Genomic DNA, 20,356 nt, shown 5'->3' with positions numbered 1-20,356 from the left:
TATCAAAGTGTTCGAACTTGCTCCGCAAAAACTTCACCAAATCTCAAACTGCAGTTTACTTACCTTTACCTCAGTGAATTGAACGGGATTAAGAACATACCTGCTTAATCGACAGCGCCAACAAAGATGCCATACCCAATGCTATTGGCGAAGGTTACAGTCTTTCCAAGATCTTTCCACCTCTGGGCGTATACTGTCGACTGATCCGGTCAACTAGATGCCAGCCGGGCACTAGGAGCGGGGACCCCTCAAATACTTCTGCAAACTAAATAATCCCGCCAGACGGGTTGCAAGGCAACTCTTGAATAGCCGACCTTCGCGGCACTTAGTTGCCGCGATCTCAGCGCTTCGACGACTGGGCGCTTGCTATTGGACCAAATACTAGTGCCTAGCGTTTGACCGAGTTGGTGTTGCCAGCAAAGATTTAAACATTTCCGACAAGTGATTTGACACCACGTCTTCTGCGTGGACGACTCGGTTTGACTGTAGTTTTTTCTTGACCCGTCAGTCAAAAAACCTGTTATTTGGCTCATCAATCATAAAACAGGGAAGCTACGATGAAACTCAAATCGACTATTTCAACACTTGCTGTCATCACGTGCGCAGGTGCTGCGTTTGCGGACTGTTCAGAGGTTGTTTTTTCGGATGTCGGCTGGACGGACATCACCGCCACGACCGCGGCAACGACAGTTGTACTTGACGCCCTTGGTTACGAAACCGACATCAAGATCCTGTCGGTACCTGTGACCTATACGTCGATGGCCGAAGGTGACATCGACGTTTTCCTTGGAAACTGGATGCCGACAATGGAAGGCGATATCGCTCCATATCGCGAAGCAGGCACCGTCGACACCGTGCGTGAAAACCTTGAGGGTGCAAAATACACGCTGGCGGTCAACTCGGTCGCAAGCGAGCTTGGCATCAAGGACTTTGCGGATATCGCTGCCCACAAAGATGCGCTGGACGGAAAGATATTCGGCATCGAACCCGGCAATGACGGCAACCGCCTTATTCAATCCATGATCGATGGCGACTCGTTCGGACTGTCAGGCTTTGAAGTGGCCGAAAGTTCGGAACAAGGCATGTTGGCACAGGTCGACCGGGCAAGCCGCAAGGGTGATCCGATCGTGTTCCTTGGTTGGGAGCCGCACCCGATGAACGCCAACTTCGAAATGAGCTATCTGACGGGTGGCGACGATTTCTTTGGTCCTGATCTGGGCGGCGCGACCGTATATACGAACACCCGCCAAGGGTATTCAGCTGAATGCCCCAATGTTGGCGCACTTCTCGGCAATCTGAAGTTTTCACTTGCGATGGAAAACGAGATCATGGCCTCGATTCTTGACGACGGTGAAGACCCGCAAGATGCCGCCAGCGCTTGGCTCAAGGCCAATCCCGATGCATTCACCGCTTGGCTGGATGGGGTAACCACAAAAGATGGTGGTGACGCTGTTGCTGCTGTAAAAGCGCAGCTCGGTCTGTAACGAAATTTTGCAATTCGAAGCTCCCCGCCTGCCTGGCGGGGAGCTTTCTACAACCGGCATAAATCCGAATTTCGGTGGCGGCTCAGGGGATTCATATGGAATGGCTGACGGAAACTAAGATTCCCGTGGGGAAGACCGCCAAGTCGGTATTCGACTGGCTTCAGGATGTAGGAGAGCCATTTTTTGACTGGTTGTCCTGGGTTTTGGAGCTGTTGATTGATTCCATTCTGTGGTTGATGCAAACGCCCCATCCGCTGATCGTAATCGCGATTTTTGTCGCAATAACCTGGGTGCTTCAACGAAACTGGAAAACATGCTTGTTCGTACTGCTTGGGTTCCTGTTCATCCTGAATCAGGGATATTGGGAAGAAACCACTGAAAGTTTAACGCTGGTTCTGTCGTCCTGTGTTGTTTGCATGCTGGTTGGTGTCCCCATTGGCATCGCCGTGGCGCACCGCCCCCGACTTTATGTCTTCATGCGCCCGGTGCTGGATCTGATGCAAACCCTGCCAACCTTCGTCTACCTAATCCCCGCAATTGTGTTCTTCGGTATTGGCATGGTCCCCGGTCTGATCGCGACGGTGATCTTTGTTCTGCCTGCACCAATTCGCCTCACACATCTGGGCGTTTCTTCGACACCGACGCCCCTCCTCGAAGCCGCACAGGCCTTTGGTGCAACTGGCCGCCAAACCCTGTGGAAGGTGGAACTGCCCTACGCCATGCCGCAGATCATGACTGGCCTCAACCAAACCATCATGCTGTCCCTTTCGATGGTGGTGATCGCCGCCCTTGTTGGTGCCGATGGTCTAGGCGTACCGGTTGTACGGGCGCTCAATCAAGTAAACACGGCGCTGGGCTTTGAGTCGGGCTTCATCATTGTGGTCGTCGCGATCATGCTTGACCGTATTCTAAGAGTGGAGCGCTGATCCATGACCGCAGTTGAATTCGACAAAGTCTCCATCGTCTTCGGTGACAAGCCAAAGCAGGCACTGCCGCTTATGGATCAAGGCCTAGAACGCGCCGAGATACAGGAGAAAACCGGTCAAGTGCTGGGCGTCCATGATTGTTCGCTTACAGTGAAGGAAGGTGAAATCCTTGTCCTGATGGGGTTGTCCGGTTCCGGAAAATCCACGTTGCTTAGGGCGGTCAACGGCTTGAATCCTGTCGTTCGTGGATCTGTGCGCGTGAATGACGGATCCCGAATGGTCGACGTCTCGAACGCGGACGACGCAACTTTGCGTCGCATACGACAGAACCATATTGCCATGGTGTTTCAGCAATTCGGGCTTTTGCCGTGGCGTACCGTCCGGGAAAATGTCTGGCTTGGCCTGGAACTTTCGGGCATGCGCAAATCCGAGCGCAACAAACAGACCGAAGAACAATTGGAGATGGTCGGCCTCTCGGACTGGGCCGATCGGAAAGTTGGTGAGCTTTCGGGGGGCATGCAACAACGTGTAGGCTTGGCACGCGCCTTTGCAACCCACGCGCCAATTCTGCTGATGGACGAACCCTTTTCGGCCCTCGACCCGCTTATTCGTACAAAGCTTCAGGATGAGTTGCTGGAGCTACAGCGGAAACTGAAGCGTACGATCATTTTCGTATCTCACGATCTTGATGAAGCTTTCAAAATCGGCAATCGCATCGCCATCATGGAAGGCGGGCGGATTGTTCAATGTGGGACGCCTCACCAAATCTACTCCAACCCGGCGAACGAATATGTAGGAGAGTTCGTAACCCACATGAACCCGCTTGGCGTTCTGTGTGCAAGAGACGTGATGGAAGCAACCACAGAGAATACTGAGGTTGCCGTCGACCCGAGCACAAGTATTCGAACGGTTGTAAATAAAATATTCGAAACAGAAGCGCCAATAGGCGTCATCGAAAATGGAACGATAGTTGGCCGGGTCACCAAAGACTTAGTCTTGACGAAACTTCTCAATCCCAAAGGCGGCTGAACTGTGGGTTCCACGCAATAGAGAATAACCACCAATTTATTGTCAGTTTCTCTTTGGCATGGAAGAATCTTGCAAGGGCACCGGACGGCACTGCGTTTTCGAGTGGTAACCGAGGTCCTTCGAGACCCGTCGTGTAAAGAAAACGACCCCACCTTCTACAATCAAGAACGGAACAGTATCCCTCTCCAACTTGCACTACGCCCTTGGTCAGCCTCAGTAAAAGCTGAAGGGAAACAGTAGCTTACCTTTTGGGAATGGTGCCCGGGGGCGGAATCGAACCACCGACACGAGGATTTTCAATCCGGCGCTAATTCTAGCAAATCAAACACTTACAAAACCGGGGTGCGTCAAACCCCCGACGAAACATCAAAGACTTACCGCGAAAGTGTCAAACCGGCTGAAGCCGAACTGACAAACGAAAACCCCGGCGCGACGGCAATCGCAACCGGGGTTAAAGACGTTATGGAAGGCGTCTGTTCTTACAGTGAACATATCGCGGCTTTCCCCATATTGGCAATGCATTGGGGGGTGCTGCTGTGAATATTTCGACGCAAATCCCCGACAATATCAAACGTGTTTGCCGCTCGATCGGATACGCCGCTTGGCTGGATGGCACTGACGCATGGTTCGGCCTTACGGTAATCCTGCGAGCACGTCTGGATGCGCGGCAGCGCGTGGCCCTGGCATTCGTGGCTCTCAAGGCTCTGGACCGTGACGACGCGGTAAATGCGGCTGAGGCGGCGCTAGGCACTGGTGCGGGACGGCCCCCTGCCCCGTTCTTTAACTTCATGGATGAGGCAGCGTTCTGGGCGGATTATGCCGACCCGGAAGAACTATACGCTTATTGCCTTGCCAGCTTTAAGCGCATGAAACCCGCGCGGCAGGCAGCATTCCTTGAACATGTGCAAAGGAGGCAAGCGGCGTGATGCGTGATTTTGCTGACATGGCGTTGAAACTGGATGCACACGGCGCCGAGTTCCCCAAAGAACGGTCGGATCGTTTGCCTACAGAGTTCGTCTGGCGCGACCCTTCCACTATTCCGCCCCGTCCTTGGCTCTACGGGCAACACCTGATCCGCAAACAGATATCGGTGACGGTCGCACCCGGCGGCGTCGGGAAATCGTCTTTGACGATCTGCGAAGGGCTGGCAATGGCCTCCGGCCGCGACCTACTGGGTGATTGGACCGCATCAGACCTAAATGTCTGGATATACAACCTGGAAGACACCCGAGACGAGATGAACCGGCGCATCATCGCGGCCATGCAACATCACAACGTCGCCTCCGAGGAAATCTCAGGGCGTCTATTTGTGGACACGGGGCGGGAACGCGAACTCAGTACCGCCATTCAAACTCGTGAAGGCGTCCAGATCGTCAAGCCGGAAATGGAGGCCTTAGCCCAAGAGATCGAAGCGCGCGAAATCGATGTTCTGATTATCGACCCGTTCGTGTCGTCGCATCAGGTGGGCGAGAACGACAACGGCGCAATCGACCTTGTGGCAAAGGAATGGGCGCGGCTGGCAGACCGTTGCAATTGTGCAATCGAACTTGTGCACCACACTCGCAAAACCAACGGTGAAGAAGCAACAACCGAAAGTGGGCGAGGTGCAACCGCGCTTTTGGCAGCGGCGCGTTCCGGTCGGGTGCTTAACAAGATGACAGAGAGCATGAAGGCTGAAGCGGGTGTGAAAGAGGACCCGTCTACCTACTTTGCAGTGACCCGCGACAAGGCAAACCTTGCCCCCACTGCTGGTCGTGTCTGGCGGCGCTTAGCTTCAGTCCACTTGTCAAACGGTGACAGCGTAGGCGTAGTCGAAGTCTGGAATTGGCCCGGTACCTTTGATGGAATTTCATTGGCCGACCTTCTTGCTGTGCAGAAAGCTCTGGATGGAAAAGGACTACGGTATTCAGACCAGGCTCGTGAGGACTGGGCAGGCCTGACTATTGCGGAAGTCTTGGCACTTGATGCCTGTTCAGACCGCATACGTATCAAAAAAATGATCGAGGCATGGTTGAAATCTGGTGCCTTGAAGAAGGTCAAATTGTTGGATGCAAAACGTATGGAACGCCCGTGTTTGGAGGTAGGTGAATGGGCAAACACATAAGTGCGACACCCACCCCGAAAGCGGAGGTGTGGCGGGGTGTGGCAAACATGCAGAAAACAGTCGCCACACCACCGCCCCCCTAAAGGGGGCGGGCGGTGGTGTGGCGTGCCGCACCTCCATTGAGCGAGATACGGTGCAGTACTCAATGAAATTTGTGAGAACCGAACACCAAACACTACGCGCATCATGGGGTTTGCCGAGTATGTTAACAATTGTCGGGGTTTTTGATGGGGCGACCGACAAAGCTAGAAGTTGAGTTACGCTCGCTCTTTCAAAGCGATCCCATTGATTGGCGTGAAATTCGGTCACGTTGGCGACCATGCCCAGCAGAGGCGCACAAGCATCCAGACTATCGTAGGGATTGCTCACAGTGCCACGGCGTAAATTGCAAACGGATGGCTGAGCTAGGCTTGAATGATGCCAGGGAACCCTTGCCTAAGACAGAGCGCCCAACATGCGGCGCTAGGACCCGAACCGGTGGCCAATGCCAAGCCCGGGTAGTACCTGGAAAACGGCGTTGCAGGTTGCATGGCGGCCTCAGCACCGGCCCAAAGGGGAAGCGAAAAGCTAAAGCCAAAGTTGAAACAAAGGATGACTAAAGGGAGGCGGTGCAATACCTCCGTTGCACTGCCGGTGGAGCACGCAATCCGTACCCATCAGATTCCACAACATCGCTCACAATGGCCACAGGGAGAAATTTCCCCCGTATGATCCGATTGGATCATGCTGTGCACAAGATACCCCCAATAGCCGAAATTCAGGGCGAAACTTCCAGAATCCGGCGGTGAACAGCTGCTTCTCCATCAAGTGCAAACGCTGGCGGAACATGAGCCTATGTCGATTTTAGGTGATCGATGTGAGTCATGGCCAACTCCAGAAAATCTGAATGGTCTTGCAACAGTTTAGCACACCAGTTCCCCTATTTCCGCTTAGGGTTCGGAGCGGAACTTAAACTCCCGCAGAAATTGCTTGTCCGGTGACGTGATGGAAATCGCCCCGCGGTTGCGTTCATCCTGCTCGTGAATGCGACAATGTTTCTTCAGGCGAGCATGATCAGCCACCCGCCCCAGACAATCAAAACCACGCCCAATGCACGACTCAGAAACCGCCCGAATGGCAACGTCTTTTCCGCCAACACCACGATTGTAAGTACGGCAACCCACGGCAAGTTCATGACGCCCAATACAAACAACAGCACCATCAGCATCCAGCAACAGCCAAGACAGTAGGCCCCGTGGTGAAGCCCCATCTTCGCGGCACCCAGGGTTCCCTCGTGCCAATGAGCCGTCAGAAAACTCATGGGCGAGCGGCAATGCTCAAGGCAAGCGTTCTTGAGTGGCGTCCATTGGAACAACCCGGCGAATATCAACATCACGCCGCCCACCGTCGGCGCAACCCTCCCCATCATGGAGGACAGCGCGCCACCCGTGTGAAGCCACCAATTCAATACAGTCGCCGCCAGCGAGAACCCCAGCCAAACCAACAGATACCCTGCCACAAAGCTGCCCGTTGGCACGAAGGGTCGCCCTGCCTCCTCCCGTTTCGCGCGCACCCGCTCGTAGATCATTACGGCGGGTGTAACCGAAGGCAGCATCATCGCGAACATCATCACCGCCCACATGATAAGCATGAAGACAAAATCCGCGACTGACCACTGCATCATCATCGGCATAGCCATGTCGCCGATCATCGTCATCGAGGGCGAACCTCGCCCGAGGTAAATTGTGTAGGCCCACGCCAGCGCCGTGAGCGCGACTAGCGCAGCCAGAACCAGCGCCCGATCCCGTTGTGCAACTCCTAAAGCATTCATTATAATGGCCTGACGACCCGGCCCGGCCTCAGCCGGCCCAGGCGACTTGTCCGACCACACCCGACCGACCTGTCCAGCTCATGGGCATATCCGAGTCGTTCCAGGTGGTGCCGTCACTGGGGGCCAGATCACCTTCATGCCCCTCATGCCCGAAGGCGAGGCTGAACGCGGCATTCTGCAGTTTCATCTTGTTGCCGAGATCATTGACCAGACGGCGGGATTTCATCTCGCCCACACCAGCCACACTCGCCGTTAGTTCGCCTTCGGCCTCGGTCACGCTGATCGCGGCGCGTTTGGTCGGAAGCCAAGTCGACAACAGGCTTGCTGGTACTTCCATGCCGCCGCCGGACGCACCCTGTAAGATGGTTTCCAATGCCTCTGCCTGCGCATCGCTGGCGTTTTCATCAATGTACACTCGCCCAGTGCCGTTGGCGTCGAACAGTGTCGGCCCGGGGAAATGAAACGAGACAATCGCGTTTTGACCGGAAAGGTCCACGCCTTCATGAGAGCCCTCGCGAATGCGTACCAACAGTGATGTTGCACAATACCCCTGGTCCATGAGCATAAGGTCGGCTTGTCCGAACCAGCATGGGCAAAGCATGTTGCAACTGCAGGTTTCGACGAGTTCCCCTGAAACATTCCAAGACATGATTTCTCCTCCCATCCCACATTTCCGACGACTGCATTTTAGCAGAAAGACCGCTTTTCACCAATCAACCAGAAGGTTACTCATGTTTCCTCAAAGCTCAGAGCTGCCTATCCCTACAGCTTGCTTGATTACCTGGTTGGCAGCCCATGCCGGTCCTTCGCAACAAAGTCGCCATTCGTCACCAAGCGATCCAAATCGAAGTTCAAGGCCGATATCTCGTTGGGCGTCGAAGCTCCACTGATCTTATCAAGCTGGCTTAATCAATGTTTCCAAGTATGCCCGAGTGTCGGCGTCCCAAGAGCTGGGGTCCTCTCCATGGGCGACCACCGCGTGCAGTTCCATGAGCTTCCAGACTTCGTCCTTGGTCGCTGCAACCACTTTGCCTGGGCAGGCCTCCATGCCCTCGCAATCCTTGCAGGCATATGAATAAACAGTGTTCATCGCTTTCTTCTCCGTTCGCTCGAAAAGTTGCTTAGAACTCAGGAAACGTCGGCAGCCCGTCGTCGAGTTTTATCCATGGCTGCTGATGTGACACGAAGATGTGGGCCTTGGGTTGCGCAATCGATGGGTCGTCCAACGTTACAGCAGAAAACCAAGCGTCAGCACTCCAGTCTTGGCCCTCAACTTCATTTAGTGCGGCATAGGTCAACGTCGTTCCACAGTCCCGACAAAACCCGCGGCGAATACCCGAAGTTTTCTCAATGTGTTGGATTTCGCCTTTGATAACGGCGAAGTCTTCGGCGGCTACCTTAGCCCAAGTTGCAAAGGCGCCACCAAGGGCCATTTGGCATGAACGACAATGGCAATGTCCCGACCAGACAGGTGGTGTCGCGATCTGGTATCGAACAGCACCACAGTAACATCCACCTTGAAGTTTTTCCATCGTATCAAGATCTCCTGGCATGCGGCTAGGTTTACATCGGTGCTAAAGCATCCGCTCCAATATGCTATAATGGCAGCGCTGATTTCACTGTGAATAATGTCAACAATGTCGATATCATGCGACTCAAATAGTCTAACCAAACATTAGAAAATCTACAGTATGGATTGGTTACACCTTCCTCCGATGAACGCTTTGCGTGCCTTCTCAGCGGTTGCGGAAGCAGGGAGTTACACCGTGGCAGCTGAACGCTTGAACGTGACCCAAGCGGCTGTCAGCCAGCAGGTGAAATCGTTGGAAAGGCATTTGGGTGTAGCTCTCGTTGCCAGACGTGGGCGCAGCATCGAATTGACAGAGCCAGGCATCATTCTTTCACGTGAACTGGGTATCGGCTTTGAAATTATCGGAAGGGGTGTCGAACGACTGGCAGAACACACAGCGCAGCGCCCCGTTCAAGTGACCATGTCACCAGCATTCGCGGTGGAGTGGCTATTGCCGAGAATGGCAGAGTTTCAACGTGAACATCCAGAGATCACTTTGATGCTGAACCCAACCTCGGAACTGGTTCAGATAAGACCAGGTGGTATCGATGTCGCCATTCGGTATCACGACAGACGCATGCCGAGAAAAGAAGAGGATACTGTCCTTGTTTCCGACATGGTCGTGATCGGGGCACCTTCACTGGTGGAAGGCCAAGATCTGCGTGACCCGGCCTCTTTAGCAAAGCTGCCCTGGTTGCAGGAGCTGGGCACCAACGAGGCGGCTGACTGGTTCACCTATCACGGGGTTGTTCCTGCCGAACCATTGACCATAAATCACATGCCGGGGAACCTGATCATGACTGCGGTTCGCCGGGGTGACGGTATCACGTATACCGCCAGAGCTTTTTTCGAGGACGATCTATCATCTGGTCGGATGATTGAATTGTTCTCTGAGCCTCTCTTCGGCGTCTATTACATCCAGACGCAGGCAGAATTTCAGCGTCCCGAGGCTAAGGTGTTCGTCAACTGGCTTATATCTCAGTCGCAAGTCGTATCGGCAAACACGTCCGAAAACTGATCCAGTTGCAGTTGGAAACTTTCGAACCAAGCTAGGCTCGAGGCTGTCGCGCACCTCATTTGTTCGAAGTGCAAATCAAGTGATCAACTACGTACTCCGCGTCCTCGCCCACGCCATAAAACAGGCCAGACCCTTGTGTATGCATCCAATGCAGTCCGCAGAAGTACAGGCCTGCTATATCCGTAGTACCTCGCTCATATAGCGGATAGCCAGTCTCATCGAAGACTGGCAAGTCGATCCATCCAAAATCGCGGTGAAACCCAGTTGCGTATATGACGGTTGAAACATTTGCTGCAGCCAAGTCGAAGAACGGTGGTTCAGGTTTGGGCTGCCAGTTGATCGGGACAACAATTTCCTTGGGATCATCGAGTCCATTCTCTGCAACAAACGTGTCGATGCTCTCCATTTCCGCGCGACACACATCGTCCACTGCCTTGAGCGTCTCTTCAAGGCCGCCCGCCAAAATCAGACACCCGTCTTGAACACCCTCAACCTTGCTGTGTAGCTTGACCCCGTCGAGCGCCATCTGGCGCAGATCAATTGTACGACCGCCCTCTCGCCCAGAGAGATGTGGATGGGCTTTGAACCGGATAGTTGTCCCTTTGGGATGGTCTTTCACCGCCATGTTCATGTACCCAGTCGCCAAGTCCCATTCAAAAATGTCGCGCCCCCTATAGCGACGTGGGATGCGGCCAGCACTGCCCACTGCGAGATGTATGTCGCGCCCGGATAAGTGCAGGTCCTCAGCGACCTGACACCCTGACTGACCACTTCCAATAATGAATACCGCACCATCCGGTAGGCTCGCTGAGTTGCGATAGTCACAAGTATGTATGCCAGTAACCCTTTCAGGCAGATCGTAATGCCAACTTGGTATATTCGGGTGTTGATGCGTGCCGACGGTGACGATCAAGTTCTGCGCTCTGATTTCGCCATCTGATGTGGTTAGTTTGAACCGACCCGGTCCTGCACTTGCCTCGATTCTAGCCACCTCGACACCCCCTCGATAGGGCGGACCAAAACTGCTCGCATAGTCTTCAATGTACTTGACGATCTCATCGCGGAGCATGAAACCATCGGGATCATCCCCATCGTAATGGAAACCAGGAAGTCGGCAGAGTTTGTTAGGAGAGACAAGGCAGAACGAGTCCCAACCGTTACGCCATGTATCGCCAATCTGCCCGCGGTCCAAAACAACGTGATCATGACCAGCCTGTTTTAAGTGCCAGCTAACAGAAAGACCAGCTTGACCTCCGCCCACAACCACAGTGTCAATCAGGGTGTACATAGCAGCAAACCTCTCTATGGAACTCTATCGGCGACAGCTAGTTGCTTCAACGTATCAATGTCCGCTCAGGGCTCGAAACGGTCATACGCTGCGCTGCTCACGAACGTCGGGTAAGCTGATGACACCTGCCATTTTGCTCCTTGATAGAGTCAGTTGGTCGACATGGTGTCGGTGCCTGGAGAGGGAGGGAAGGATGGAGGACAATCGATGTCCATTATTCAACTTCCTGCCATCACACCGAAGCGCCCGCCGTGGAACAAAGGTCGCCTTATAGGCCAGAAACGCCCGCTTCTCGCGAAGCAGGTCTGGGCCATCCGCGCCCGGCTTGAACTCTCGGACAATCTCAGGGATTTGGCACTCTTCAATCTTGCGATCGATAGCAAGCTGCGAGGCTGCGATCTCGTTCGATTGAACGTAGCCGATCTTGTTACTGGTGATCGTGTCCGCGAACGCGTGACAGTTGTCCAGAGCAAAACAAAACGGCCGGTCCAATTCGAGGTCTCGGAAAACACCCGCCAGTCCGTCTGTACCTGGATATGTCGCCCGGAGATGCTTGGGCGCACTTTCCTTTTCCCAAGCCGCTTCCACGAAAGGCCGCATATATCGACACGACAGTACGCGCGTCTGGTCCTCGATTGGGTGTCGGCGATTGGTTTGGAGCCGAGCGGTTACGGCACGCATTCGCTGAGACGCACAAAAGCGGCACTGATCTACCGGAAAACAGGCAATCTACGCGCGGTGCAGCTTTTGCTTGGCCACACCAAGGTTGACAGCACAGTTCGATATCTTGGCGTTGAATTAGAAGACGCGCTGAGTATCGCAGAAAAGATCGACGTGTGAAGATTGAGCGGGCGGCAAGAGTCGCCCGCTTTTCGTGACTGGCGATTGTCGCATGAGTGTTGACCATCCACTGGGCTTCTGAGCCGAGACGAGCGTCACCATCGTTGTCGATTGAGTTGAAGCTCCCGCCCGGATCGCCGGGCTCAGGTCAGTAGCTGGGGCGTCATCACTCCCATGTGACTGCTTGTGCGAAGTAAGCAGTCACTCCTGTAAAGTGCGGCGAACGTCCTCTTCGAGCCCAAAGCGGCCTATTGTGATCCATCGCGTGCCGGATCGATACGGTGGCAGAGACCATTGTATGACCTCAGCCTTATCCCTTTTTGGAAGGCGGGTTTTCTCCACCTTTCGACGCCCAATTTGGACCAACAATGCTAAGAGCTTTGGGGGGGCGGAAGCTGTGGGACGAGTTGTTCCATTGGTGGCGACATAAGAAACAACAGGTACGCCTTATGAGGTTGCGCTGCGGACGACGCCTATTTTTCAACAATTCCCACAGCGAGACCTTCCGTGAAGCTCAGAGCTACTCTGTCTCCCGGGCTAAGCTGTTCAACAAACTCACGACCAACATCCGTTTCAACCTCGATCATTTGTTCCGTGCCGCTGCTGTCCGTCACAGTGGCGATTGAGCTCGCGGCGTCGAAGGAAACAAAAGTCAGAATTAACGTAACCATCGTTCCGGCAGCCACGCCCGGTGTTGATCCCTCTGCAACCTGGGCTTCCAATTCAACCATACTGTCAACCTCGCCGGGGAACGCCATGCTTGCAGCTACCCCCAGTGTGTAAACCGCTTTGACTGTGTCGCCTTCTTCAATTTGGTCGAAGTTTACGACTTCCGGTCCCGCAACAATGGTCTCTTCTTCGCCCGTCTCTGAGTTTTGCAGCACGATAAGGCGAGTGTCCGGATCGACCGACTTAACTGTCGCATCGGCTTCGATGGTCACGCTGCGCTCAGCTGTTTGAGCGAAACTGAGCGCGGGCAAAATCAAGAAAAATGCGGACGCAAGAAGTTTGATTAGCATGTCTTCTCCTAATGAGATTGATGATGGAAGTCTGCAAAGTAGCACACAGTTTCGCAGGATAGCCAAACGTTGCCACACCGCTTCGCAGTTTCAAAGATGTTTGTCAGTCAGCATCAGCAAGGACCGAAGTTCTCGAGCATCAGATTTCCACCAGAGCGCACACGTAATCTTGAGTGCTTGGGCGGACAACGCTTCAGGTTTCGGTCTCTTGCTTGCCATTCTTGGTCCTCCGTTTCCTAAATATAGCAGTGGACCAATTCAGTTGGGGAAGCTCATACAAGGCTGACCGAACCGAGCCCTTTTCAGACTTTGGGTCAGGCGCAGCATCCGTTTCGAAGGCGGGTATCAGCTATTCGCTTCATCTGAATAAGCAATACTCTTACCGGCTTTCACTTCGCTAAAATAAAGTAATCGGCTTCACTGATGCGACATAATACGCATGCTAAAATCCTACGCAGAGAATGTTGGTTCATGAGAGGTGCGCGGTTTTTTTGCGCACGGTGAAGGATTTGAAACATGGAGCTTCTGGCGTTGAAACCACTGGCCTTGGCCGTCTTGGCGGCAGTGGGGTATGGCGTTGCAACCATCGGAATGAAACTGGCCTCAGCCGAATGGACGGCGGTGGCGCTCGCTCTGATCATTCTGGGTTTTCTTGCCGCCACCCAGTCCGAGGTGGTGCTGATGCGCACAGTTCCACTTTCCGAGCTGTATCTAATAATAATTGCGCTCGAGACGCTGATCGTACTGACCTACGCCTACAGTATCGGCGAAGGGCTAGAGCCGCGCGATTGGACAGGCGGCGCGCTCATATTTGCGGGGCTCGCGATCGTCTCGCACTGACCGGACATGGGGTGGCCGGCGCGATACGCTACGCTCGGGCCAACGATGACTTGTTTGCCCAATGGGGCCGGGAGCAATTTCTAAGTGTTCTGACGGCAACGGCGGGTATGTCCCGCGTAGCGGTCATTCGCAGCAACTGTGCGAACGTCTGCACTGAGCCCAAAGCAGTCGGGAGATCTCTGTTATTTTGGGGTCGATAAGCGGTCATGGCTTTTTGGATGGCTAGGTCAAACAGCTTTACAAGCGTTTCATCGCTAGAATTAACGATGCACACTATGCGACTTCTCTATTCTGACGTAACTTGCCGAAATGCCAAAGCCGAAGATCAGAAAGCTTGCTGCCATCGTTTCGGTCGATGTCGTTGGTTACTCTCGTCTCATGCAAATTGATGAAGAGGGAACTCTTGCGCGGCTCGGAGTGTGCTTCGACGGCATCGTTTCGCGCCGGGTCGCAGCGCATCACGGGCGTGTCGTCAAATCAATGGGTGACGGCCTATTGATTGAGTTTCCAACGGCAGCAGATGCGGTTGCCTGCTCGTTGGAAATCCAAAAAGTCATCGCGGAACGGGAAGCCGACTTCACCGACGACTTGAAAATATCTTTTCGCATCGGTGTAAACATTGGCGACATTGTTGTCATTGGAGATGACATTTTTGGGGACGGCGTGAATCAGGCGTCACGCCTTCAAGAAATTGCCAAACCAGCTGAGCTTTGTATCTCGGGCAGCGTGTTTGATCAGGTCAAAGACAAAATTGAGCATCCCTTTGTAGACCTAGGTCATCGAAAGTTAAAAAACATTGTTCAGCCTGTCCGAGCTTATCGTTCGACTTTGACGGCCGCAGGTGAAGAGACCAAGCCGATTGGCTGGCCGTTCCTCACAGCTGCAAAACGTGAACCGATCACTGCAGGTGGATGTCTTTGCGGAGCGACTCGTTACCAGGTTTGGTCTCAGCCAGTTGCAGTTGGCTTTTGCCATTGCAGACACTGTCAGCTGGCTCTTGGTTCGCCATTGAATGCATGGGCAATTTTTGAGAAGCAAAATGTGACATTCGAAGGCGAAGAACCGGGTTTGTACGCTTCCTCAAAGCTTTCTGAGCGCGCATTTTGCAAAAATTGCGGGACGAGCATTTATACCGACATCAAAGATATCGGATACTATTCGATCCGTGTCGGGACGCTCGACAATCCAGCTGATTTTCCGCCTGAGCTTCACTATGGCGTCGAAAGTCAAATCCCTTGGGTCGACATACACGACGACTTACCCAGAATTAGAACAGAAGAAGATCCGCGAATGGCATCTCGTTGGGTTGCTGTGGGCGAGCCAAGTTCCGGACCGACTCCACCTTTTTCGGAGGATCGCGTTGCTAACAGGCTAGAGGGAAAGACGATTGATCCAGCAAAGAACAATGAGTAACGGCAGGTTTGTCCGCAAAGCTGACCTTAATGCCGAAGCAACCGCCGACAAATCAATGTGCAGCGCAACGAAGGTCTGCCTTGAGCCCGGAGCAGACGTTCGGCCCAGGATCGGCAAGCCCGCAAATCATAGCTTAATTGAAGATCACGCAGTATCGTCAGTCGGTGGCCTCTTCCGGTGGCACCGGGTAGCCAGCGAGGGTCAGGCCTTCCATTATCCTGTCAATCAGCTCTTTGGGCATCCCACGGGCGCGAAACGGTGCACGGGGATCTGACTGGTATTCTGGGAACTGCTGTTTGATATATTCTACGGTCTCTTCAGCTTTCTTTTGCTGCCCGTTAAGGGCATAGCTAGCCGCAAGGCTTGCTTTGTTCATCGGCAATCTACCCGCCGCAGCCAACTGTATATTGATTGCTTCCTCGTAATCACCACGAGAAATAGCATCCAGATGCGCCGCATAGGTATAGCCCGAGTGCAGTTTTGGGTTGAGCGCCCGTGCCCGGTCGATCCATGCTAACCCCGTTTTAAAATCGCCGGAATAGGCGAAGAAGATCCCCAGATCAGCCAGAATCCAGGAATCATTCGGGTTTAGGTTCACCGCCCGCTCGGCATATTTGCGGTAAACTTCCATGCTCTCGCCCATCAACCGGCTTCGCACAGCAAGTGCGTAGTAAGCATCGGGATTGTCCGGATCTGCTTCGATGGCATGTTGAGCCGCGTCAAAGCTTTTCTGAGCCCAATCGGGATCGAGGTCGTAAGAGTTCTTTTTTGAATCAAGGTAGTTGTAGGCGAGGCGCGACCAACCCAACGAATAGCCAGGCTCTTCACGCACGGTCCTCAGCAGGCAATCGCGTGCCTTTCGGTGCTCGGGCAGTGCAAAAGTCTGATAAAACCAGTGCGCGGTCATGTAGCACTCATAGGCGTCGAGGGTTTCGGGCGCCTTTTCGCGCATCGTTTTCAAAACATCGGCCTTGAACAGTGGGGCATCGCTCGATCCAATAAGCGAGGCAATCTTGCTGGCGACTTCCACCTGCACGTCCAGAACACTCGCAAGGCTCAAATCGCTTTCAAAGGGGCCGGGAGCTTGAAGCTGCAGACAGGTTTTTGCATCGGTAAATGTGGTGGTGACGCGAAGTTTGTCGTCCGACCGCTGCACAGTGCCACCCAGTATGTAATCCGCACCCAGCTCATCGCGGATCGCTTCGCAGTCCGCATTCTCGCGGAAAGGCTTGCCGGCCTCTGGCGCCAAGACGAACAGGTTGGTGAATTTGGCGAGCATGGCGTTAATGTCGCGGGTCAGACCATCGCTGAAATAGTCGTCCTGCGGATCGCCGCCGACATTCTCGAAGGGTAGGATAAGCACTTTTGGCCCGGTGGGCAGGGCATAGGCCTCTTCTTTCGGGTAGAACTGATAGGCTAGGCCTGCCAGCGCCAGAACCGCGGCAGCAGCCAACGCACCCCGTTTTCGATTACCACGCCGCGCTACCGGCTTGACTGCCTTGTCCGCCGGCCAAGTCCAGAGTTCCACGCTTCGAGTAATGTTCTTCAATTCGTGGATGCCAGAATGCCCGAACTCGACATCCAGCTTGTCGATAACCATGTCGGCGACCGGTTTCGAGACGATGATCCCACCGGGCGGTGCCAGTGCCTCAAGTCGTGCGGCGACATTGACGCCATCACCCAGCAAGTTATCACCCCGGACCATTACATCACCAAGATGAATACCAATGCGAAACTGCAGTCGTCCGGCCCCTGGGATTTCCGCAGTGCGCCGGGCAATGTCTGCCTGTGCAGCCAACGCCGCCTGTACCGCTTTGACCGGGCTGGCAAATTCAGCCACCACACTGTCCCCGGCGCTACCGAAAACCCGACCGCCATGGCTTGAAATTTGCGCGTCGATCAGTTCCCGGCAGGCAGTCAGTTCGGCCAGAGCCGCTTCCTCGTCCTCGCCCATTAACCTTGAATATGCGACAGCATCCGCAGCAAGGATTGTGGCCAACCGTCGATCCATCAGAACCTCTCAGTGGCTAAGTTTAGCCTAATTGTGAGATTTTTCTAAGCGCGTTGACGAGTAGCTTCAAATGTCGGCTCTGTCCGCACAGCGGTCATTGATGCCCCACGCGCCGAAAGACTGCTTTGACCCCAAAGCAGTCGTATAGAAGACCATGAAAACCCAGTGCTATTGGAAAACTATTACAAACCCGGCGGCCCCGAATGACAGATCGGTGCCTTCGTCGCTCACTCAACAACCATCGCTACCACGAGAGCCTCGTGATTCTGACACCAGTGGACGTCTATCATGGCCGCGGTGCGAAAATCCTGAAGGTGAGAGAGGAGATCAAGACGCAGACAATCCGATAACGGCAGTTGCAGAGCCAAGCCGCTGCCACCTAAACTTCAACAGAAACCGAACTAGAGCCTCCGCTACGATACAGCCTGTGTTCTCCAAAATACTCTGACGACGGGCAAAAGGTGTATTGACATAGCCTAAGTGCGCAATGCACATTTAGACTATGAAGTCTGGTCATCTGATAAAAGTCATATCGAATGCGCTTGGTATCGATCAAGCGACAGTTCACTTTGTTGCAAGGAAGCTCCGTGAAGCAGGCTTTCTGACGACAGGAGCTCGTGGCGTGAACGCACCGGATATGACAACGCGTGATGCAGCGAGGCTTACGCTTGCGCTAATGACAGGCGCTCCGCCAAACCGTATAGTCGATACTTTTGAGATTTACCGACAATTCCGGAATGATGAGTTCGAGCATATAGAATCTGCAAAGGTCATTCAGCGTCTCGATTTCAAGCGAGAAAACACTGCGGAAGACTTCCTTGTCTACTTATTTGATTTTGTGTTGTCGCATCGGTCCAATTCTGAATCTGACATATTACTCAATGGATTAGAATTTAACGTCCATGAGAAACCAGCTTATGTGATTTTCAAAAACGCCGGATTAGAAATATATTTTACAGCGGTACATCTTTCCGAAATGAAAATAAACGAATTCGAAGACGACCCGACCATGTGGTCAAATTCAGGGCCTGCCGGATTGTTTGAAATGGAAGGCATGCATGTCATGCGCCAGATCTCGCTTGGAGAGATAGAGGCTATTGCATCAGAGTTTGGGACTGAGTGATGCCTCACGCAATCAAAAAAAACCAACCGGAAATAACAGCGTCAATTGATCCTCGGGGTAAATTGACCCCAAACGGACCTCCTGGTCAACGTCATGGACCAACGAGCGTCTTGGGAGGCACTAGCAGTGGCTAACGCTAGTCTCACTATCAACGTTAATGAAAAACGCATGCTGAAACAGTCTGAGGCAGCGGTTTATACTGGGCTACCTCCAAAGCTCTTTAAAACAACGTGCCCCGTCCAGCCAATTGAAATGCGGCCCGGCACAGTTCTTTGGGACAAGCGCGATCTGGACAATTGGATTGATGCAATGAAGGAAGGAGCCGAGATGGCAACGCAGGACGTCATTCTTGGCAAGTTGTAATGACACGTGTCAGGGTTAGAGGTTTCAAGATATTCGATGATCGGCACGGGAAACCGCGCTGCTATCATCGCGCCACGGGTCACAAGATCGACCTGGAAAAGACTCCATTAGGATCGGCTGAGTTTTTTGCGGAATGCGCCCGCATTGCTGCCATTGCCGAGGCGAGGAAGGCGCAAGCTCCTAAGCCAGGAACCCTTGGCGGGCTGGTCAATGCCTATTTCCAGACTGAACACTATGGCAATCTGTCGGACGCCACCAAGCGCGACTATCGCAAGTGCGCTGACTTCCTGCACCCAATCCGGGACACGCCTGTTTCCGCAATCACGACGCCCCTCGTTTCGGGCATCCATGACAAAGCGGCGGACAAGATTGGCTGGCGGCGAGCAAACATGGTCCGCACCTTCCTGAGTCAAGTTTTTCGCTACGCCATTCCGCGCGGTCTGATCGACCGGGATTATGCGGCAGGTGTCATTCCCAAGCCGCGCCCGAAAAATCGGCCCTATGCCAACCGGCCTTGGACGGTGGAGGAACGCGCAGTTGTGCTGGATCGAGCCGCCCCGCACGTTCGAGTGGCGGTGGCGCTGATTATGAATACCGGCCTTGATCCGTCCGATGCGCTCAAGCTGACCCGTCGCCAGATAGACGACGACACGATTTGGGGCGTCAGGGGCAAGACGGGCCAGGAAGTTGCCGTTCCAATCGGTCCGACGCTGCAGGCGGCTCTGGATGCTGCGCCCAAGCACGACGCCGTGACCATCCATGCCTCATCAAACAGAAAGCCTTGGACCTACAACGGCTTTTCGACGGTCTGGTACCGCTTCAAGAAAAAGCTGGAAGCTGAGGGCGTTGTACAACCTGGCCTGACACTCAAGGGGCTGCGGCATACCGTGGCCACGACACTGCGCGAGGCAGGGCTTGAGGAACGCCAGATTGCGGACCTGCTGGGGCAAAAGACCCCATCTATGGCCCGTCACTATTCCCGGTCCGCCAACCTCGCGGACCGCAACCGGATCACGATGGAAGCATTAGAAAAGGAGAACGAGGAAGCATTAGAAAAGGAGAACGAACGCAGATCGAGAGTTGTCAAACCCTTCAAGAAAACTGTCAAACCATGAAAGGCCCAAAATTGAATATTGAGAACAATCAATCGCTTGAATGGTGCCCGGGGGCGGAAGTTCTGCTCCCGTTACAGGCACCGTCACCGATGATCACCTCAGTAAAACAGGGGGTATCAGGAGGGGTGAGTCCACGTCAACAGGCGTGTTTTGTCCTACGATTTGTCCTACGGTCCACCTTGCTCCCTCTCAGTGTCCTTCAGTGACTCCCTGAGGATCAGTGCGATTCCCGGGGGCGTACCCACATCGACTGCCGATGGGCCACTGTGCGTCTCTCTGCGCGTCTCTCAGCCCCCCTCCTGTGTTCAACCTGGATTTGGCCGCGAAGGTAACCGGGAGGGGGGAGACGGGACGTTAGTAAGTTGGGATACACGCAGAGATTTTTGGGGTGAAATCCAAAGAG

20 protein-coding genes are annotated in these 20,356 nt (G+C 53.9%); 13 read left to right on the top strand and 7 right to left on the bottom strand.

Going from position 1 to position 20,356, the window contains the following annotated elements:
- The first annotated feature begins 557 nt into the window (after positions 1–557).
- The 6 genes from ACR0LN_RS21340 (at position 558) to ACR0LN_RS21315 (ending at position 6,142) form a co-directional block, all read left to right on the top strand.
- Entirely contained in the window at positions 558–1,484 is a 927-nt protein-coding gene (locus ACR0LN_RS21340) for a choline ABC transporter substrate-binding protein (RefSeq protein WP_480432579.1), read from the top strand.
- Between the two features lie 95 nt (positions 1,485–1,579).
- A complete protein-coding gene (gene choW, locus ACR0LN_RS21335; protein WP_170486709.1) occupies positions 1,580–2,410 on the top strand; it encodes a choline ABC transporter permease subunit in 831 nt (276 codons plus the stop codon).
- A gap of 3 nt (positions 2,411–2,413) precedes the next feature.
- Positions 2,414–3,439 (top strand): choline ABC transporter ATP-binding protein, encoded by a 1,026-nt coding sequence (gene choV / locus ACR0LN_RS21330; protein ID WP_480432576.1) that lies wholly within the window; start codon positions 2,414–2,416, stop codon positions 3,437–3,439.
- Positions 3,440–3,975: 536 nt separating this feature from the next.
- Positions 3,976–4,365 carry a hypothetical protein gene (locus ACR0LN_RS21325; protein ID WP_170560072.1) on the top strand — a complete coding sequence of 130 codons (390 nt, stop codon included), beginning with the start codon at positions 3,976–3,978 and terminating at the stop codon, positions 4,363–4,365.
- A complete protein-coding gene (locus ACR0LN_RS21320; protein ID WP_480432574.1) occupies positions 4,365–5,543 on the top strand; it encodes an AAA family ATPase in 1,179 nt (392 codons plus the stop codon). The genes ACR0LN_RS21325 and ACR0LN_RS21320 overlap by 1 nt, the downstream gene beginning before the upstream one ends.
- Before the next feature lie 227 nt (positions 5,544–5,770).
- Entirely contained in the window at positions 5,771–6,142 is a 372-nt protein-coding gene (locus tag ACR0LN_RS21315) for an HGGxSTG domain-containing protein (RefSeq protein ID WP_480432572.1), read from the top strand.
- Positions 6,143–6,582: 440 nt separating this feature from the next.
- Here the strand turns inward: ACR0LN_RS21315 and ACR0LN_RS21310 are convergent, their stop codons facing one another.
- From ACR0LN_RS21310 to ACR0LN_RS21295, 4 genes are all read right to left on the bottom strand, one after another.
- The gene (locus tag ACR0LN_RS21310; RefSeq protein WP_171621513.1) at positions 6,583–7,353 is read right to left on the bottom strand and encodes a DUF2182 domain-containing protein; all 771 of its coding nucleotides are present in this window, start codon (positions 7,351–7,353) and stop codon (positions 6,583–6,585) included.
- A gap of 28 nt (positions 7,354–7,381) precedes the next feature.
- Entirely contained in the window at positions 7,382–8,002 is a 621-nt protein-coding gene (locus tag ACR0LN_RS21305; RefSeq protein ID WP_170560160.1) for a DUF1326 domain-containing protein, read from the bottom strand.
- Positions 8,003–8,248: 246 nt separating this feature from the next.
- Entirely contained in the window at positions 8,249–8,443 is a 195-nt protein-coding gene (locus tag ACR0LN_RS21300) for a DUF1059 domain-containing protein (RefSeq protein ID WP_171621227.1), read from the bottom strand.
- 31 nt (positions 8,444–8,474) lie between these two features.
- Positions 8,475–8,885 carry a GFA family protein gene (locus tag ACR0LN_RS21295; RefSeq protein ID WP_170560164.1) on the bottom strand — a complete coding sequence of 137 codons (411 nt, stop codon included), beginning with the start codon at positions 8,883–8,885 and terminating at the stop codon, positions 8,475–8,477.
- A 159-nt stretch (positions 8,886–9,044) separates the two neighbouring features.
- Between ACR0LN_RS21295 and ACR0LN_RS21290 the strand changes: the two genes are divergently transcribed.
- On the top strand, positions 9,045–9,941 hold the full coding sequence (locus tag ACR0LN_RS21290) for a LysR family transcriptional regulator (RefSeq protein ID WP_171621228.1): 897 nt from the start codon (positions 9,045–9,047) through the stop codon (positions 9,939–9,941).
- A 55-nt stretch (positions 9,942–9,996) separates the two neighbouring features.
- Here the strand turns inward: ACR0LN_RS21290 and ACR0LN_RS21285 are convergent, their stop codons facing one another.
- Positions 9,997–11,229, bottom strand: coding sequence for a flavin-containing monooxygenase (locus ACR0LN_RS21285; RefSeq protein ID WP_480432567.1), 1,233 nt, complete (start codon positions 11,227–11,229; stop codon positions 9,997–9,999).
- A 207-nt stretch (positions 11,230–11,436) separates the two neighbouring features.
- On the opposite strand from ACR0LN_RS21285, the gene ACR0LN_RS21280 reads away from it, so the two are divergent.
- Complete coding sequence (locus tag ACR0LN_RS21280) at positions 11,437–12,069, top strand: tyrosine-type recombinase/integrase (RefSeq protein WP_171621314.1); 633 nt, start codon at positions 11,437–11,439, stop codon at positions 12,067–12,069.
- A gap of 473 nt (positions 12,070–12,542) precedes the next feature.
- On the opposite strand, the gene ACR0LN_RS21275 is transcribed toward ACR0LN_RS21280, so the two are convergent.
- Complete coding sequence (locus ACR0LN_RS21275) at positions 12,543–13,088, bottom strand: hypothetical protein (RefSeq protein ID WP_010443748.1); 546 nt, start codon at positions 13,086–13,088, stop codon at positions 12,543–12,545.
- Positions 13,089–13,604: 516 nt separating this feature from the next.
- On the opposite strand from ACR0LN_RS21275, the gene ACR0LN_RS21270 reads away from it, so the two are divergent.
- Together ACR0LN_RS21270 and ACR0LN_RS21265 are read left to right on the top strand one after the other, a co-directional pair.
- Positions 13,605–13,928: a hypothetical protein gene (locus ACR0LN_RS21270; RefSeq protein WP_010443746.1), complete on the top strand. Its 324-nt coding sequence runs from the start codon at positions 13,605–13,607 to the stop codon at positions 13,926–13,928.
- A gap of 309 nt (positions 13,929–14,237) precedes the next feature.
- Positions 14,238–15,341 carry a GFA family protein gene (locus ACR0LN_RS21265; RefSeq protein ID WP_480432564.1) on the top strand — a complete coding sequence of 368 codons (1,104 nt, stop codon included), beginning with the start codon at positions 14,238–14,240 and terminating at the stop codon, positions 15,339–15,341.
- Positions 15,342–15,498: 157 nt separating this feature from the next.
- On the opposite strand, the gene ACR0LN_RS21260 is transcribed toward ACR0LN_RS21265, so the two are convergent.
- Positions 15,499–17,352, bottom strand: coding sequence for an adenylate/guanylate cyclase domain-containing protein (locus tag ACR0LN_RS21260; RefSeq protein ID WP_480432562.1), 1,854 nt, complete (start codon positions 17,350–17,352; stop codon positions 15,499–15,501).
- A 622-nt stretch (positions 17,353–17,974) separates the two neighbouring features.
- Between ACR0LN_RS21260 and ACR0LN_RS21255 the strand changes: the two genes are divergently transcribed.
- The 3 genes from ACR0LN_RS21255 (at position 17,975) to ACR0LN_RS21245 (ending at position 19,953) form a co-directional block, all read left to right on the top strand.
- Complete coding sequence (locus ACR0LN_RS21255; RefSeq protein WP_480432559.1) at positions 17,975–18,475, top strand: hypothetical protein; 501 nt, start codon at positions 17,975–17,977, stop codon at positions 18,473–18,475.
- A 168-nt stretch (positions 18,476–18,643) separates the two neighbouring features.
- Positions 18,644–18,838 carry a hypothetical protein gene (locus ACR0LN_RS21250; RefSeq protein WP_237216012.1) on the top strand — a complete coding sequence of 65 codons (195 nt, stop codon included), beginning with the start codon at positions 18,644–18,646 and terminating at the stop codon, positions 18,836–18,838.
- On the top strand, positions 18,838–19,953 hold the full coding sequence (locus ACR0LN_RS21245; RefSeq protein ID WP_480432557.1) for a tyrosine-type recombinase/integrase: 1,116 nt from the start codon (positions 18,838–18,840) through the stop codon (positions 19,951–19,953). The genes ACR0LN_RS21250 and ACR0LN_RS21245 overlap by 1 nt, the downstream gene beginning before the upstream one ends.
- Positions 19,954–20,356 lie beyond the last annotated feature (403 nt).

The sequence above is a fragment of the Ruegeria sp. AA6 genome (assembly GCF_056542865.1).
Note: the sequence above shows the minus strand (reverse complement) of the source record. Positions and strands in the feature narration are given on the sequence as shown.